Raw genomic sequence first — 17,157 nt, 5'->3', positions numbered from 1 at the left:
GTTGTCCTGCGGTACCAAAACCACCAATCAGGATGGTCGCGCCATCTTTAATCTGGGATAGAACCTCGCTTAGTGAGGACTTACTTTTGTCAATCATCTTGAATAGTCTCTTAAAACCGTAATGCACAAAATTGTTTAGAATCGAACGCTCAAGAACGCTCGATTCTTTAAGGAACAACTATGATTTTTTCGCGAATTGTTGTTTAGCAAATTTACCAATGGCATCAGCTAAAGCTTTCGGTTGCTCTGGAACTAAGGCATGACCTGCATTTTTAATTTCAACTATCGTCACTCGATCACCTAAAGCACCTTTTAGAACACCTCTTAAAGGTTTAGGCGCGACTGTGTCATATTCTGGTTGAATATCTAAAATTGGTGCTTTACCAGCTGCAAAATAATCATCTACAGGAGTGTTATTACGCGCATAACCTTGTGCATCGTGAGCTTCGTGGTGCCAACCAGTTAGCCATACGCGCGGATCATTCATTGGCGCAAAAAATGCACGTTTTAAATATTCAATACGCTTAGCTTCTGGAAGTTCTTCATTTCCAGCATTATCAATCGCCTCACGAATTTCAGGACCAATTGGTTTACCTTTATATCCCTCTGGTACTTTACCTGCGGAAGCACCTGCTAACACCACACCTTTAACCAAATCTGGACGTTGTGTTGCGACCATACGGGTTGGGAAATTACCCCATGCATGACCGACTACAATTGCAGGTCCAGCTTTAAAATGTTCGATTACTGCTGCAACGTCATTTCCATAATCTTGAATATGTAGTTTTTCCATTGGACCACGGCTTAAACCAATTCCACGAACTTCCGGTCGAATCACTCTAAAACCTTGCTTGACCAAATCTTGCGCAACTACATCATAGTCACGTACAGAACGCCCTAGTGACGACATAATCACAATGGTTGGCCCCTTACCTTGTACATAAGCTTGAATAGAGACATCACCATACTTCACCATCTCATAAGGCACAGTGCTTACCTTAGAGGCAACAGTCGTATGCGTTGCTGGCGAAATATTTGTTTGTTTTGCTTCCGTAACCGTTGCTGTGGCTAATAATATTGCTGTAGTTAAAATAGCTAAGGTTTTGTTCATCTTAATCAACTCCATGTTTTAGATGATTGTGGTTTTAAAAATTAAATAAATATATTCAATTAGTTAGACAAATAAACTTGTTTTGAAAATTTGGCTATCGCATTTGCCATCGCTTCTGGTTGTTCAGGCACCATCGCATGACCTGCATTTTTAATGACCTGCTCAACAACTCGTTCAGGCAAATACTCTTTCATTACATTTTTGACGACGACTGCATCGTACTCTCCTTGTAAATCAAGGATTGGAACCGTTTTTCCACCCGAAAAATACTCATCAATGGGCGTTACAATTCGTGCATGAGCTTCAGCAGCATGGTTTTTTTCATACCAACCGTTTAACCACACATGTGGATCATTCATAGGTGCGAAGAAAGCTTGTTTTAGATATGTGATACGTTGTTCTTGAGGAAGCTTATAATTCCCTGCGTTATCAATTGCATCTCGTAAACGCCCATACGGTTTTTCAGTTGAATCTTTAGGTAACTTACCTGCTGAAGCAGCGGCCATGACAATACCGCGAACCAGATCTGGTCGATCAGCAGCAAGCATACGTGCAGGCTGACTTCCCCATGCATGTCCAACGACTACCACTGGACCAGTTTTTTCAGCATCTAAAACTAAACCAACGTCAGCAGCAAAATCGTGTAGGGTTAAATTCTCTAAAGGCCCTGTACTGCCATTGATGCCTCTAGGTTCAGGGCGTATGACTTTAAAGCCTGATTTTGCAAGATAATCTGAAACAACATCAAAATCTCTAGCACCACGACTTAACGAAGGAAGTAATACAATGACAGGACCCTTCCCTTGTACATAGAACTCAATTGAGACATCACCTTGTTGGATCTGCTTTTTATGAACAGAGAAATTCGAAATTAAATTTGCTTGATCCATATTAGATTCAACCCTATCAAGACTTGAGCAACCCATGAGGCTCAACGATGTCGATAAAATTGCAGTTAAGTATTTCTTCATGGTGTTGCCTCACTTACCAAGTGGTTCCAAACCACTCTTCGTCAAAATACTTTCTGCTTGTTTAGACTTTAAAAATTGTACAAATTGAGCTGCGATTTCAGGATGTTCAGCTTTTTTAGAAATAACGGATGAAAACTTACTAACGTATTGCAAACTTTCAGGTAAAGGTGCGACAAAGGTAATCCCTTTCGTATGTTTAAGCTCACTAATCTGTTGCATTCCGATATCAGCCTGATGTTCTGCTAATACTTCCCCGACCAGTTTTTTACCTGGTACCTCTAGCCCCTTTGTTTGCATTTCCTGTTCAATATTCAATTTTTTAAATAGTGTCGAACGAATATAGACACCACTTGAACCTTGAGAATAGGCAACTTTTTGAGCTGATAATAAGGCTGCCTTTAGGTCTGATTCATTTTTTAACGGTGGCACTTTAGTGCCTTTACTTACTGCCAAACCAATTTTTGAATTTGCCAATTCAGTACGACTAGATAAGTCAAAATTTTGACTTAATTCATTAGATTTAAGTGCATCATCCAAAATAATAGCCAAGTCCATCTTTTCATTGTTTTTAATTCGCATTGGTAATGATTCAGGAGACTTTCCGGCAGAAGGTCCCCATTCGATATGAACCGTATTTCCAGTTAATTTTTCATATATTGGAATAAGACTATCCATCGCACCATGAAAAGAACCAGATGCAATAACATTTAATTGCGCTGCATGTGCTGGCACGACCATAGCAATTGATAAGCCCATTCCTGAGACTAGTTTTTTTAAACTCATTTTTAACTTCCTTTTAAGTGAAGAAGTATTCAGTCAATGAATACTTCATTGGTTTTAAAACATTAATTTTCTCTGAAATATAAATTTCGTGGATTATCGACAAATACGGCTTGTATTAATTCAGGCGTATCGAGTGCTTTTAATGCAAACTTTAAAAGCTCATCATCATTAGGAACCTCACCTTTTACATTTGGGTGAGGCCAATCTGTTCCCCATACCACTCGATTTGGTGCAAGTTTGATTAACTTCTGAACCCAATTCAGTGAAACATCCCAAGTGCTGGCAGGCTGTCCATTCATTGCACGGTCAATTCCGGAAATTTTTAGCCAACGTTTTGGATTCATCATGACTTGTTGCAGCTTGTTAAAAGTATTTTCTGCATCTTGTGAATCAAGCAAATTAGGTCGGGCCATGTGATCAATCACAATATCGACATCTATGTCTTGCCAAGCTTCAATCGCTGGGAAGATATCCTCAATTTTTCCGTGTATCTGAATATGCAGTCCGAGCTTTGCAACTCGCTCAACCAAACCACGTAATGCTTGTGGATCATGGCTTCCAGGTAAATGCCCCATCATGTTGAAGCGAATACCACAAATGCCGCCGTGCTTTAATTCAATCAGCTGTTCATCTGTAATATCGTGATCTACTAGAGCAATCCCTCGATAATTAAAGTTACTTTGTTCAATTGCATCTAAAATGATGAAGTTATCTGAACCATAGGCAACAGCCTGAACAAAAACTCCGTGTTCAATACCTAAACTTTTATGCAACTCAAGCATTTGCTTAAAGGTCGCAGGTTCAGGGTGATAGGCCGCATCTTCTGGTAACGGAAAGCGATCAAAAGGCCCATATATATGAAAATGGCAATCCCATGAACCTTTTGGCAAATTAAATGACATAGTAATTCCTAAACAAATTTCATTAGGTTCAACAAATATTCCGTGTATTCATCCATGGTGGGAGTGATTGGGAACTCTCCTTAATCACAACGTGCAGTCATTCCACCATCGACCACAATTTCTGTTCCGGTAACAAAACGCGCTTCATCACTTGCAAGAAACAGCGCAGCAAAAGCTGTATCACGGCCATCTCCCATAAAGCCTGCGGGAATTCGCTTTAAACGGCTTTCAAGCAATTGATCAACATCACCGCCTGTGCGTTGCCCTGCTAAACGGACCTCAACCATTGGGGTATGCAATTGACCTGGCAATACAGTATTTACGCGTATTCCTTTAGGGGCATATTCGACAGCGGTCACTTTTGATAATTGAATAATCGCGGCTTTACTTGCGGCATAGGCAACTTGCGGAGCACCTGTAAAACGGATTCCAGAAGTTGAAGCCGTATTTACAATCGAACCACCGCCTTGTTGCTCCATATATGGAATGGCATGTTTACAAGTTAAAAAAACACTTTTTAAATTTAGGTCGAGCTGTTTGTTCCAAGCCTCTTCTGATAACGCGACAGCTCCACCAGCGGCAGAACCACCCACGTTATTCACTAAAATATCGACACGACCATATTTCTCTACACAGGCTTCAACCATGGTTTGAACTGATTTACTGTCAGTCACATCACATGCGAAAGGTGTCACTTCACCTTCAAAATTTTGAATACGATTTAAAGTCTCCTGCATCGCATCAATCGAACGATCGACAGCAAAAATTTTTGCCCCGGCTTTTGCAAAAAGTACTGCCGCTGCACGACCATTTCCCCAACCCGGACCAACACAACCTGCACCTGTAATGATTGCAACTTTATCTTTCAAACGTCCTTGAGGATTAATTTCATCAAACATATTAAATTCCTGATTTTGGGTTTGGTAATTCAGGTGTTACGCCTGTTGGAGGTGGAACTTCGAAAACATTAATCGTCATAGAAATCAGAGTGTAATAACCTGCTATCGCGACTAAATCGATTAAGGTATCTGTCCCAAGTAATTGCTCTATTTCTCTATAGGTCTGTTCAGAAACCCTTTTAGTTTCATGAAGCTCATAAATGAACTGATAAATTAATTGTTCATCTTTATGAATAAATGCGGGTTGCTCACCTGATCGAATTGCTTCAATGACATCTGTACTTAGACCTGCTTCAATTGCATAAGGTTTATGAGCAGCCCATTCATATTCAGCGAGCCAGTGTCTACCCATTAGTAAGATGGCTAACTCACTCAAACGCGGCTCTAAACAGCTATCGTATCGACAATATTGACCAAGACTTTGGGCTAAATTAGCTAACTTCGGATGATGTAACCAGATCGCTAAAGGACCTCTTACACCTTTACGTGGACCGCTTGCAATTGCATCGAATACAACTTGTTGTTCAGCAGTTAAATGTTCTGGGTCTATAGCTTTTAAACGCATGTCTATTCTCGATATAAGAAGTTGAGATAATTAATGAGATTTATCTAAAACTTGACTTGACTGATTTGAATCAGAAGCTAGCGGCGTCGCTACCAAAGAATCTTTAGCCCGTAGCAAACTACGCTTAGGTCTTTTACCTGTTTGTTTTTCAAAGGCATCAGCATCGAAAGCATTTTCCCAACGAGCAACCGCATAGACCGCAAGCGTGTTACCAATAATGTTGGTAATTGCCATGATGGTTGCCATAATTCGGTCAACACCAAACAACAGTCCCAAACCACCAAGCGGTAAAGTTTTTACAGACTGTAAAGTCGCCGCCAACTTAATAAAGGCACCTCCAGCAACAGTAGTTCCTCCTTTCGAGGTAAAGCTTAAAATTGCTAATAGAACCAGTTGATCGATTAAGCTCAAAGGCGTGTCAGTTGCTTGTGCAATAAAGCCCACAGCAATTGCCATATATAAAGCTGTGCCATCTAAGTTAAAGCTATAACCTGTAGGCAATACGAACCCGACAACAGCTTCGTCACAACCAGTTTTCTTGAGTTTTTCAATCAGTTTAGGAAAGGCAACTTCACCAGATGCCGTACCGAATACCAAAAGTATTTCGTCACGAATCACTTTTAAAATGGTGAGGAAAGGTAGACCAATAATCCAAGTCACTGTGCCAAGGGCAAATACAATAAAGAAGAAGCAAGCTGCATAGAAAACACCAATTAATTTCATTAAATAAATAAGTGTTTCACCGCCATAACTACCAATCGCCGCTGCCATTGCACCAAAGGCACCGAGCGGCGCAAGCTTCATAATAAAACCGAGCATCTTAAATAAGATGGTTTGTGCTTCATCAATTCCTTTAACAATCACAGAGTCCGGGCCACAGCATAAATTGATAGCCATACCCGCTAAAATTGAAACGACCAGTACCTGTAATACATTTCCAGTCGCAAAAGCATCTACGATGGTATGGGGAATCATATTTAAGAAGAAATCAACCGCGGAAAGCGTTGCTGAACCCTTTGCTGCATCAGGTTCGGCTAGGTCGGTTGCATGCAGACCTAAACCAGGCTGCAACACATTGACAAATACAAAGCCAATCAGCATTGCTACGGTTGTTAATACTTCAAAATAAATAAGCGACTTAACACCCAAACGGCCCAGTTTTTTCATATCTTTAATATGAGTCAAACCATGAACCAAAGTAAGAAAAATCAAAGGAGCTAAAAGCATTTTTAGTAAAGCAATAAATGCTTGACCTAATGGCTTCATTGCCTTTGCCCATTCAGGGGAGACTAAACCCAAAATAATGGCAGCAATAATTGCAATAATTACCTGCACATGTAGTTTTTTTAACATGTCGAATTCCTATATCGAAACTTTAAAATGCTTGTGCTTGAACACATCCCTGCATTTTTTGGCAAACGAATCCCCTATAAACAACATTCATATGTGCTTAGATTTAAATTTAACGGGGAGTTCAATTGTCTAGAGTGTTTAACTCATCGAAAAGCTAGATTTGAAAAGTAATCTGTCATAGAATCATTCCTTAATCATATTTTTCCAAATAAACCTAATCTACTCTATCTATAAGATTAGTTTTAAAAATCATAAATGATATCAATAACTTTTTACCAAAAAATTGACATCATTTTATAAAACGCCACGTAAATAAGAACTTTATCTATTACTTTCCATATAAGTTACATTCCTTACGTCTGAATTCATTGTTATATAATCACCATCTTTATGGAATAGGATTTAGGCACTATCAGATATGAATGAAATTAATATCGCACAAATCGACTTAAATCTTCTAAAGTGTTTTGAAGTGCTATATGAAGAACAAAATGCTTCACGTGCGGCTGAACGTTTGGGAATTACTCAATCTGCTGTCAGTGCTTCTTTACGACGTCTTAGAGACATTTACCAAGATCCACTTTTCCAACGGACTGGTCGAGGTCTTGCACCCACCACTAAAGCTCATGCTTTAAAACCATTAGTCAGCAATGCCTTAAATATTTTTAGAGAAACACTGCTATCTCTACCTGATAATACCAATACCTTACAGCAGCGAATTATTACTCTTGGTATGTCTGATGATTTTGAAATTGCATTTGCACAAGAGATTATCGAGCAAGTTAGATTAAAATTTCCGCATTATAGAATCGTGATTAAACAGACATACATGCATATTATTGCTGAAATGTTAGTAAAACATAATGTTGATATTGGAGTGACTTCTGGTGGAATCTACTATCATTCTTTGTATCGCGAATTAATGGTTTTAGGCGATTATTCTTGTTTAGTAACTCACCCTGAAGATGCTGTTGATCTAACCTTAGAAAAGTTTTTAGGTTTTGAACATCTATTAATTTCTAATACAGCACAGATCGGAATAGTTGACGAACATTTAACAAAATTAAATAAAACCAGACACATATTTGCATCCACTTCTCATTTTGCAGCTATTCCTTGGTTATTAAAAAGAAAAGGAACCGTTTGTACGCTTCCTACCCACGCTGCAAGAAAAATTTCTGAAATTGTACCCTCACTAATTTATACAAACTGTCCAATTTCGATCCCGACCTATCCAATGGTTCTTTCATGTCGAAAAACATCGTTAAAGGACAAAGCAATTTTGGATGTACAGGAAGTCATTAGATCCATTATTAATAACTACAAATAACACTTTTCTTGACCTTTGCCATGACGAATCACAGCTTGGTCAAATTCGCTTTAAAAGTATAGAATTTATAAGCCTTGTAAGTGATTCATTCGCTCCAGCTCTCGAATTAAACCCGAGTGGTCTAACTCACCGTCTCCAGCCGCAAGCATATTCTCAAAGAGTTGACCAACTTGTTCAGCAATAGGTAAATTCAATTCAAGCGATTTGGCATAGCGAATGGCGGTATGAATATCTTTATGCTGGTTTCGAGCAGTGCCTCCTGGTTTAAAATCTCGATTTAACATACGTTCGCCATGCTGCTGTAAAATTGGAGAATCTGCAAAACCGCCTGTTAATGCTTGTTTTAATTTAATAGGATCAGCTCCAGCTTGGCTTGCAAGCAATAATCCCTCGCTCACCGTTGCAATGGTGGTTGCAACGATCATTTGATTTACGAGCTTTGCCAGCATTCCACAGCCAGCACCACCGACTAAAATTGGGCGTCCCATTGCACTTAAAATAGTTTCAGCGTGTGAAAATGTTTTAGCTTCACCACCCACCATAATGGCAAGACTTGCATTTTGAGCACCTTTTTGTCCACCAGAAACTGGGGCATCTAAATATCTAAGTCCTCGTTCTCTGCATTTGTCACTTTGTATTTTTGCAATTTCAACAGGGATCGAGCTCATTACAATAACCGTGCTTTCAGGTTCTAGCTGCGAGATTGCACCCTGCTCTTTAAACAAAATTTCATCACATGTTTTTCCATCGCTGAGCATACAAATCAGGAACTCTACATCTTTTCCGACTTGTTCAAGTTCAGAGCAAACATGAGCACCCGCTTCTTTTAAAATATCAGCTTTAGAGGCAGTTCTATTCCAGACTTTTAGTTGATGACCTTCCTTGAGTAAATTCATAGCCATCGGCATTCCCATAATGCCTGTACCCACAAATCCGATGGTCGCCATTATTTCATCTCCGTCGCTGTTCGAACTTTAAGTGGCTGTTGTTCTACTTTTAAGCTATTCGATTTTAATCTTGCCAATAGAAGCAACCCTAAACCACCCATCGCTACAAAGCCAGCAATCGCAAGGAATGCCACAGTATAGGTGCCTGTGGTCGTATATAAATATCCTGTTAAATACGGACCGGTAAAACCGCTTAAATTACCTACCGAGTTAATTAATCCAATTCCGGCAGCCGCACCAACACCTGTTAGAGTTTGCCCAGGAATGGTCCAGAAAATATTAATTGCGCTAAATACACCAATCGCAAGCAGAATAAAGCCCACAATAATTGCCCAAGGTTGATTCACAATTAAGGCAATCGCAATTGCGGAGGCAGCCATAAGCGCTGCACACGCACCATGTTTATAACGTTCTTGTTTACGGTCAGAACGGCGGCTCCATAACACCATTCCAACGGCCGCAAATGCGTATGGAATTGCGGTAAGTAAACCATTTTGAATCAGGCTAATTTCCATACCAAATGTGTTTCTAAATGACTCTAAAACACTTGGTAAGAAGAAGAACATCGCATTTGAACCAGAGGTAATTCCAAAGTAAACAATTGCCATAATCCACACTAAAGGATTTTTAAACACTTGTTTAATCATTTCCCTTTTTGTTAAAGCTGCTTCCGTAGATTGCTCTTTTTCTCTTTCTTCACGTTCTAATGTTGTCATTAACCATTGACGCTGCTCAGTCGTTAACCACTGGGCTTCTTTCGGGTTATTGGTTAAATATTTTAGACAAACCAGACCTAAAATAATGGATGGAATACCTTCTAAGATATACATTAAACGCCAGCCTTCATAGCCAATGGTATTGCCCCATTGCATGAGACCGACTGAAATTGGCGCTCCAATAATTTGAGCAATAGGTAATCCAAGATAAAACGTTGCAAAAACACGAGCGCGATATTTTGCAGGAAACCACAAAGTTAAATAAAAGATAACACCCGGGAAAAAACCCGCTTCGGCAATTCCGAGTAAAAACCGTAAAACAATAAACTGCGTGCCACTATGAATAAAACCCATAAGTCCAGCAATGATTCCCCAAGTAATCATAATTCGGGCAATCCAGATCCGTGCTCCAAACCGATGAAGTAAAATATTACTGGGTACTTCTGCAATGAAATAACCCAGAAAAAATACACCTGCACCTAAACCAAAAATAGTTTGAGTAATTCCAAGTGCATCATTCATGTGTAGCGCAGCAAAACCAATATTGGTTCTGTCTAGAAATGCCATAATGAATAGAATAATGAGAAACGGGATAATTCGACTCGAAACACGTTTAATTGTCTGCTCTTCGATAGCAGTTACATTTTTGATATCTTCCATAATAACTCTCACATCAACTGGCGATCACTGCCATTAATTTTGGGTATCTTCTATATGTGCCTGAATAACGCTTTCAAAATTCTCATCCGCTTGGAAACCTAAAGACTCGGCATATTCAGCTTTCACCTGAACAGGCCAACTTTGAACAATCCGTTGAATGGTTTTGTCTTCTTGCCATTGCACTAAATCGATTGCTTGTTTGCCTGCAACTTTTTCAAGCGCCTCAAGCATTTGTTTTACGGTAACGGTTAATCCCGGTAGAGGAATAATGCGATTATCTTGCAGTACATCTGAAGAAATTGACGCAGCTTTAATCATCGATTCAACACAACGCCGTGGTGAAGTCACAAAAACCGGTGTATCTGACTGGACTGGACAAACTGCCGTTTCACCTTTTAACGGTTCACGGATGATTGAGCTAAAAAATGTCGATGCCGCTTTATTGGGTTTACCGGGCCGAACCACGATAGTCGGTAGTCTTAAAATACGGCCATCAATAAAGCCTTTTCTTGAGTAATCCGAAACCAGTAATTCTCCTACCGCTTTTTGCATGCCGTACGAAGACTTCGGTGTAACCACTGTCTCATCTGTCACAACTTCTGGTAATTGACCACCAAATACAGCACAGCCACTAGCAAAAATGACTCGCGGCGCGGTTTGTTTCTTTCTTAACTCTTCTAATAAATTTAAGAGTCCATAAAGATTCACATCCATGCCTAAATCAAAATCGGCTTCTGCTGCTGAACTGACTACAGCGGCCAAGTGCCAAACCACATCAACATTTTCTGTAATATTTGCTACCGTGGCTTTATCGGTAATATCACCGACAATGACTTCAATTTTTGGGTCTTGTGGTAAATCTTCACCAGCAAATGCATCAAATAGAATAATTTTATCGATGGGCTCAGGTTTATTGTTATCTAAAGTCAAATTGCCAGTTTTTAAGATCTCTTTGGCAATTTGTTTTCCAATAAAACCTGTTCCACCAGTGATTAGCACATTCATACAGAGGTCCTTTCCTAGTTTTTATTCACTTAAAAACTTTTGTAATTGTCGTGAATTAAACGATAAGGACTCCTTTCAATAATTTCCAATGAATAATTTCTAAATATTGATAACTTTTTAATATCAGTTTTATGTTTATAAATTTACTAAACAAAGTAGGTTTTTCTTTTAATTTTAAAGCCTCAAATCTAATCATAATTTGAGGCTCTGTCGTTTATTTACGTTTCGCATTTTTAAGTAAGATATTTATAAATGCTGCTGCAATATCAGACACTGGTTCATCTTTACGCGTCAAAATTCCATAATCCTGCGCATCTAAAATTAGATCTGTTTCTAAAATCTGTAATTGTCCTTCTTTCACCTGATCAATCACCATGGCTTCCGGTAACATTCCCACCATTGGCGCCCCTTTTAATATCTGTAAAAAGGTTTGCATCGACATGGTATTGACCGTATTTAAAGGTATTTTAACTTTCGCTCGGGCAAATGCACCTTCCATACGCTCTCGTATTGGTGTGCCTTTAGGATAGAGTACCCACGGCCAGTTGAGTAATTCTTCTAAGGTACAGAATTTTTTTTGGGCGCATGGATGGGCACTATTCACAACAATACAAAATGGCTCTGGGCCTAAGGGTTGAAAATCGAAAAACTGACTTTGCGTCACATCGGTAAAACGGCCAATAGCTAAATCTAACGTATGCTCGCTTAACATTTCCATTAAATGGTCACTGGTCTGCTCAACAACATCAATAGAAAGTAGCGGCCATTGTTTCTTAATTTCAATAATTGAGTTCGGAATTACCACAGCAGTTGCTGCAAAAATACCGCCCACCTTTAAAAACCCGTGACCACCTAAACGTAAAATTTCAATGTCTTCGACAAAATGCTTTGCATCATTCAAAACACGCTGCGCATAACGAATCACATGCTCGCCCAAAGCTGTGACTGGCATATTTCGTGGAAGTCTTTCAAAAACCTGAAACCCAAGCAGACTCTCAATTTCTTTTAGCATTTTACTCACGGCAGGCTGACTTAAGTTCATCTGCTCGGCAGCCAAATGCATGTTATTGGTCCTTGCCAAAGTTTCCAACAACACCAAATGTTTGAATTTCAACCAATTATTTAAACTCGCGTAAGTCAAATCTGCCATTTATAAAAAACCTTTTCGATAACTTTTCGTTATTAATAATTAAATTATTACGATTGGTGTTTATTAAATAAGAAACATATCATGATTTCAAATAAAAGAAGGATGCTTTAAATGAACTTTACGTTAAATTCCCAGAACTCATTACCAAACGATGCTACCCAAGGATGTTTAATTGGTCGCGCGTGGATTCCCAACCAGATTTCTGGTCCATCTCCGATTCTTTTAAAAGGCGATCAGGTTTTTGATATTTCTGAAAAGTTTCATACGATTTCTCAGTTGCTTGAAACTTCGGATCCTTTAAAAGCTTTATCTGAAATTGAAGGAAGATTGGTTGGGTCAATTGATGAGTTATTTGCCAATACAGTCGCTGAGCCAGATACAAACAAGGCATATTTTTTAGCCCCTATTGATTTACAAGTGATTAAAGCGGCTGGCGTTACTTTTGCAGCAAGTATGTTAGAGCGTGTGATTGAAGAACAAGCTGGTGGCGATGCGCAAAAAGCTCAATCGATCCGTGAAGTGGTACAAGGGGTAATTGGTGATAATTTAAAAACAATTGAACCTGGTTCTGAAAAAGCACTTCAACTCAAAGAATATTTAATTGAACAAAAAATGTGGTCTCAATATCTTGAAGTGGGTATTGGTACTGACGCTGAAATTTTTACAAAAGCCCCTGTTTTAGCAGCTGTGGGAACCGGTCAAAATATTGGTATTCACCCGAAGTCTGAGTGGAATAATCCGGAACCTGAAGTTGTATTGGTTGCGAATAGCCACGGTAAAATTTTAGGTGCCACTTTAGGTAATGACGTTAATTTACGGGACTTTGAAGGTCGTAGTGCTTTGTTATTAAGTAAAGCAAAAGACAACAATGCTTCGTGTGCAATCGGCCCATTTATTCGCCTTTTTGATCATACTTTTACTTTAAATGACATCCGTGCTTGCGATGTTGAACTAAAAATTGAAGGGACAGATAACTTTGTACTCAATGGCATTAGTTCTATGTCTCAGATTAGCCGTGACCCCGAAGATTTAATTCAACAAACGCTTAATGAAAATCATCAATATCCGGACGGTTTTGTTTTGTTCTTAGGTACTTTATTTGCACCTACTCAAGATCGTGAACAAGCTGGTGCTGGCTTTACCCATAAAGTCGGAGATGTTGTCCGAATTCACTCACCTAAACTCGGCACTCTATACAACACGGTCATGACCAGTGACAAAGCAACGCCGTGGAATTTTGGAATAAATGCATTAATACGTAATTTGAAGCAGCGCGAATTATTATAATTTTCACGTATTATCGATCAGTTGAATTGTAATATTCATCTTGTGAAAAAAATTAAATTTCAAAAAGTATGGTGAAAGGATCTAAAAATGAATGATCAAGATAAACGGATTTTTTTACGTAGCCAAGAATGGTTTGATGATCCTACCCACGCTGACATGACAGCACTCTATGTTGAACGTTATATGAATTATGGATTGACCCGTGCCGAGCTACAGTCGGGTCGTCCAATTATTGGCATTGCACAAACTGGTAGTGATTTAACCCCATGTAACCGTCACCATAAAGAGCTTGCTGAACGGGTTAAAGCAGGTATTCGTGATGCGGGTGGTATTCCCATGGAATTTCCTGTTCACCCGATTGCAGAACAGTCACGTCGCCCTACTGCTGCACTTGACCGTAATTTAGCTTACTTAGGTTTAGTTGAAATATTACATGGCTATCCACTTGATGGTGTGGTGCTAACCACAGGGTGCGATAAAACTACACCGGCCTGTTTAATGGCAGCCGCGACAACAGATTTACCCGCCATTGTTTTATCCGGTGGCCCAATGTTAGACGGTCATTTTAAAGGTGAGTTAATCGGCTCAGGTACGGTGCTTTGGCATGCAAGAAATTCACTTGCCACGGGTGAAATTGACTATGAAGGCTTCATGGAAATGACCACTTCAGCATCGCCTTCGGTCGGACATTGCAACACCATGGGCACTGCACTTTCAATGAATGCTTTGGCAGAAGCTTTAGGTATGTCTTTACCAACCTGTGCAAGTATTCCGGCGCCATATCGTGAACGTGGGCAAATGGCCTATATGACAGGAAAAAGAATTTGTGAAATGGTTTTAGAAGATTTACGACCATCTAAAATCATGAATAAACAATCCTTTGAAAATGCCATTGCAGTAGCTTCTGCTTTAGGCGCATCGAGTAACTGTCCTCCCCACTTAATTGCGATTGCACGTCACATGGGTATTGAGCTGAGCTTAGAAGATTGGCAACGCGTTGGAGAAAAAATTCCACTCATTGTGAACTGTATGCCGGCGGGTAAATATTTGGGTGAAGGTTTTCACCGTGCCGGTGGTGTTCCTGCTGTTCTGCACGAATTACAAAAAGCAGGTGTTTTACATGAAAACTGCGCATCGGTCAGCGGTAAAACAATTGGGGAAATTGCTAAAAATGCAAAAACGTCAAATGCCGATGTCATCTTTCCTTATGAACAACCTCTGAAACATGGCGCTGGTTTTATTGTGCTCAGTGGTAATTTCTTTGACAGTGCCATTATGAAAATGTCGGTTGTGGGTGAAGCATTTAAGAAAACCTATTTATCTGACCCGAATAGTGAAAATAGTTTTGAGGCTAGAGCAATTGTATTTGAAGGTCCAGAAGACTACCACGCAAGAATTAATGACCCTGACTTAGACATTGATGAACGTTGCATTTTAGTGATTCGTGGCGCAGGTACTGTTGGCTATCCAGGCAGTGCAGAAGTTGTAAATATGGCTCCTCCTGCAGGATTAATTAAAAAAGGAATTGACTCGCTACCTTGCTTGGGAGATGGCCGTCAAAGTGGAACCTCTGCTAGCCCTTCTATTTTAAATATGTCGCCGGAAGCCGCTGTAGGTGGCGGTATTGCCTTATTAAAAACCAATGACCGTTTGCGCATTGATTTGAACAATCGTTCGGTCAATGTGCTCATTTCTGACGAAGAGTTAGAAAAACGCCGTCAGGAATGGAAGCCAACAGTCTCTGCCTCTCAAACCCCATGGCAAGAAATGTATCGCAACATGGTGGGCCAATTATCAACTGGCGGTTGTTTAGAGCCTGCAACTTTATATATGCGAGTCGTCAACCAAAATAATCTTCCACGACATTCTCATTAATTTCAGGATATTTACTATGACCATGATTGGACACAACTTTATTGGCGGTTCACGCAGTGCACAAGGTACAAACTTATTAAAGAGTGTAAATGCAACAACTGGTGAAACTTTGCCTTATGAGTTTCACCATGCAACCGAACAGGAAGTGAATCAGGCCTGTGAAGCGGCCAGCCAAGCCTTTAAAACTTACCGTCATACATCACCTGAACAGCGTGCTACCTTTTTAGAAAATATTGCCGATGAACTCGATGCCTTGGGTACAGATTTCCTTGAAATTGTTTCACAGGAAACCGCTTTACCGCTGGCACGTTTGCAAGGCGAACGTGGCCGTACCAGTGGCCAAATGCGCCTGTTTGCCAAAGTGCTGCGCCGTGGTGACTTTTTAGGTGCGCGGATTGATACCGCTTTGCCTGAGCGTCAGCCTTTACCTCGTCCAGATTTGCGCCAGATCAAAATTGGTGTTGGCCCTGTGGCAGTCTTTGGAGCAAGTAACTTTCCACTCGCTTTTTCAACTGCGGGTGGTGACACAGCTTCGGCACTCGCCGCAGGTTGTTCTGTGGTGGTAAAAGCCCATAGTGGACACATGGCTACAGCGGACTTTGTAGCTCAAGCCATTGAACGTGCAGTCGAAAAGTCAGCTATGCCTAAAGGCGTATTTAACATGATTTATGGTAATGGTGTGGGTGAACCACTGGTGAAACACCCTTTAATTCAGGCTGTGGGTTTTACAGGTTCACTCCGAGGTGGTCGTGCTTTATGTGATATGGCGGCAGCCCGTCCACAACCGATTCCGGTATTTGCGGAAATGAGCAGCATTAACCCGATGCTGATGTTGCCAGAAGCCCTGAAAACCCGTGGTGAAAAAATTGCACAGGACTTAGCCGACTCAGTTGTTCTAGGGTGTGGTCAGTTCTGTACCAATCCGGGTTTAATCTTGGGCATTAAATCAGCTGAATTTAGCCAGCTCATTAGTAACCTGACTGAAATTATGGGGGCTAAGCCTGCACAGACTATGCTCAATGCCGGAACCTTAAAAAGTTATACTGCTGGTCTTGAGCATTTAACCGAGCATCAAGGCATTGAACACTTGGCAGGTCAAACCCAACAAGGTAATCGGGCACAACCACAACTGTTTAAAGCCGATGTTGAGCTGTTACTGGCGGGTGACCAGCTTCTGCAAGAAGAAATCTTTGGGCCAACCACAGTGATCATTGAAGTTGAAGATAAAGCCCAACTCATTCAGGCTTTACAAAGCATGAATGGTCAGCTGACTGCGACTTTAATTGCCGATGAAGCAGACTTAACCGAGTTTGCAGATGTGGTTCCCGTGTTAGAAGAAAAAGCCGGTCGATTACTTATAAACGGTTATCCAACGGGTGTGGAAGTGTGTGATGCGATGGTGCACGGCGGACCATATCCGGCGACTTCAGATGCACGAGGTACTTCTGTTGGGACCTTGGCCATTGACCGTTATTTGCGCCCAGTGTGTTACCAAAATTATCCGCAAAGTTTGTTGCCAGAGGCTTTAAAAGACAGCAACCCGTTGCAGATTTTAAGACTGGTGAATGGTGAGATGACTAGAAAAGCGATCTAAAAATAAAAA

General features: G+C 40.3%; 15 protein-coding genes and 1 pseudogene. 4 read left to right on the top strand and 12 right to left on the bottom strand.

Features of this window, described 5'->3' with window-relative positions:
• The 8 genes and pseudogenes from OD757_RS18270 to OD757_RS18235 form a co-directional block, all read right to left on the bottom strand.
• Positions 1–97 (bottom strand): annotated as a pseudogene (locus tag OD757_RS18270) (hypothetical protein); the annotation flags it as partial.
• Between the two features lie 81 nt (positions 98–178).
• Entirely contained in the window at positions 179–1,111 is a 933-nt protein-coding gene (locus tag OD757_RS18265; protein ID WP_263032778.1) for an alpha/beta fold hydrolase, read from the bottom strand.
• A 59-nt stretch (positions 1,112–1,170) separates the two neighbouring features.
• Entirely contained in the window at positions 1,171–2,082 is a 912-nt protein-coding gene (locus tag OD757_RS18260) for an alpha/beta fold hydrolase (RefSeq protein WP_263032777.1), read from the bottom strand.
• 9 nt (positions 2,083–2,091) lie between these two features.
• Positions 2,092–2,865 carry a substrate-binding domain-containing protein gene (locus OD757_RS18255; RefSeq protein ID WP_263032776.1) on the bottom strand — a complete coding sequence of 258 codons (774 nt, stop codon included), beginning with the start codon at positions 2,863–2,865 and terminating at the stop codon, positions 2,092–2,094.
• 62 nt (positions 2,866–2,927) lie between these two features.
• Positions 2,928–3,767 (bottom strand): amidohydrolase family protein, encoded by an 840-nt coding sequence (locus OD757_RS18250; RefSeq protein WP_263032775.1) that lies wholly within the window; start codon positions 3,765–3,767, stop codon positions 2,928–2,930.
• Between the two features lie 80 nt (positions 3,768–3,847).
• A complete protein-coding gene (locus OD757_RS18245) occupies positions 3,848–4,666 on the bottom strand; it encodes an SDR family NAD(P)-dependent oxidoreductase (RefSeq protein WP_263032774.1) in 819 nt (272 codons plus the stop codon).
• Between the two features lies 1 nt (position 4,667).
• Entirely contained in the window at positions 4,668–5,231 is a 564-nt protein-coding gene (locus tag OD757_RS18240; protein ID WP_263032773.1) for a carboxymuconolactone decarboxylase family protein, read from the bottom strand.
• A gap of 30 nt (positions 5,232–5,261) precedes the next feature.
• A complete protein-coding gene (locus OD757_RS18235; RefSeq protein WP_263032772.1) occupies positions 5,262–6,584 on the bottom strand; it encodes a cation:dicarboxylate symporter family transporter in 1,323 nt (440 codons plus the stop codon).
• Between the two features lie 418 nt (positions 6,585–7,002).
• On the opposite strand from OD757_RS18235, the gene OD757_RS18230 reads away from it, so the two are divergent.
• Positions 7,003–7,914, top strand: coding sequence for a LysR family transcriptional regulator (locus OD757_RS18230; RefSeq protein ID WP_263032771.1), 912 nt, complete (start codon positions 7,003–7,005; stop codon positions 7,912–7,914).
• A 65-nt stretch (positions 7,915–7,979) separates the two neighbouring features.
• On the opposite strand, the gene OD757_RS18225 is transcribed toward OD757_RS18230, so the two are convergent.
• From OD757_RS18225 to OD757_RS18210, 4 genes are all read right to left on the bottom strand, one after another.
• Positions 7,980–8,861: an NAD(P)-dependent oxidoreductase gene (locus tag OD757_RS18225; RefSeq protein ID WP_263032770.1), complete on the bottom strand. Its 882-nt coding sequence runs from the start codon at positions 8,859–8,861 to the stop codon at positions 7,980–7,982.
• Complete coding sequence (locus tag OD757_RS18220) at positions 8,861–10,237, bottom strand: MFS transporter (protein ID WP_263032769.1); 1,377 nt, start codon at positions 10,235–10,237, stop codon at positions 8,861–8,863. Before OD757_RS18220 ends, OD757_RS18225 begins: the two co-directional genes overlap by 1 nt.
• Before the next feature lie 33 nt (positions 10,238–10,270).
• Entirely contained in the window at positions 10,271–11,242 is a 972-nt protein-coding gene (denD, locus tag OD757_RS18215; RefSeq protein ID WP_263032768.1) for a D-erythronate dehydrogenase, read from the bottom strand.
• Between the two features lie 214 nt (positions 11,243–11,456).
• Positions 11,457–12,392: a LysR family transcriptional regulator gene (locus OD757_RS18210; protein WP_263032767.1), complete on the bottom strand. Its 936-nt coding sequence runs from the start codon at positions 12,390–12,392 to the stop codon at positions 11,457–11,459.
• A gap of 111 nt (positions 12,393–12,503) precedes the next feature.
• Here OD757_RS18210 and OD757_RS18205 point away from each other — a divergent pair, with 111 nt between their 5' ends.
• From OD757_RS18205 to OD757_RS18195, 3 genes are all read left to right on the top strand, one after another.
• Positions 12,504–13,679: a fumarylacetoacetate hydrolase family protein gene (locus OD757_RS18205; RefSeq protein WP_263032766.1), complete on the top strand. Its 1,176-nt coding sequence runs from the start codon at positions 12,504–12,506 to the stop codon at positions 13,677–13,679.
• Between the two features lie 87 nt (positions 13,680–13,766).
• Complete coding sequence (locus tag OD757_RS18200; RefSeq protein ID WP_263032765.1) at positions 13,767–15,554, top strand: IlvD/Edd family dehydratase; 1,788 nt, start codon at positions 13,767–13,769, stop codon at positions 15,552–15,554.
• A gap of 16 nt (positions 15,555–15,570) precedes the next feature.
• A complete protein-coding gene (locus tag OD757_RS18195) occupies positions 15,571–17,148 on the top strand; it encodes an aldehyde dehydrogenase (NADP(+)) (RefSeq protein ID WP_263032764.1) in 1,578 nt (525 codons plus the stop codon).
• The last annotated feature ends 9 nt before the right edge of the window (positions 17,149–17,157 follow it).

This window comes from Acinetobacter sp. AYS6, from assembly GCF_025630795.1.
Lineage (GTDB): Bacteria > Pseudomonadota > Gammaproteobacteria > Pseudomonadales > Moraxellaceae > Acinetobacter.
The sequence above is the reverse complement of the archived record's forward strand: the minus strand, read 5'-3'. Positions and strand labels throughout refer to the sequence as shown.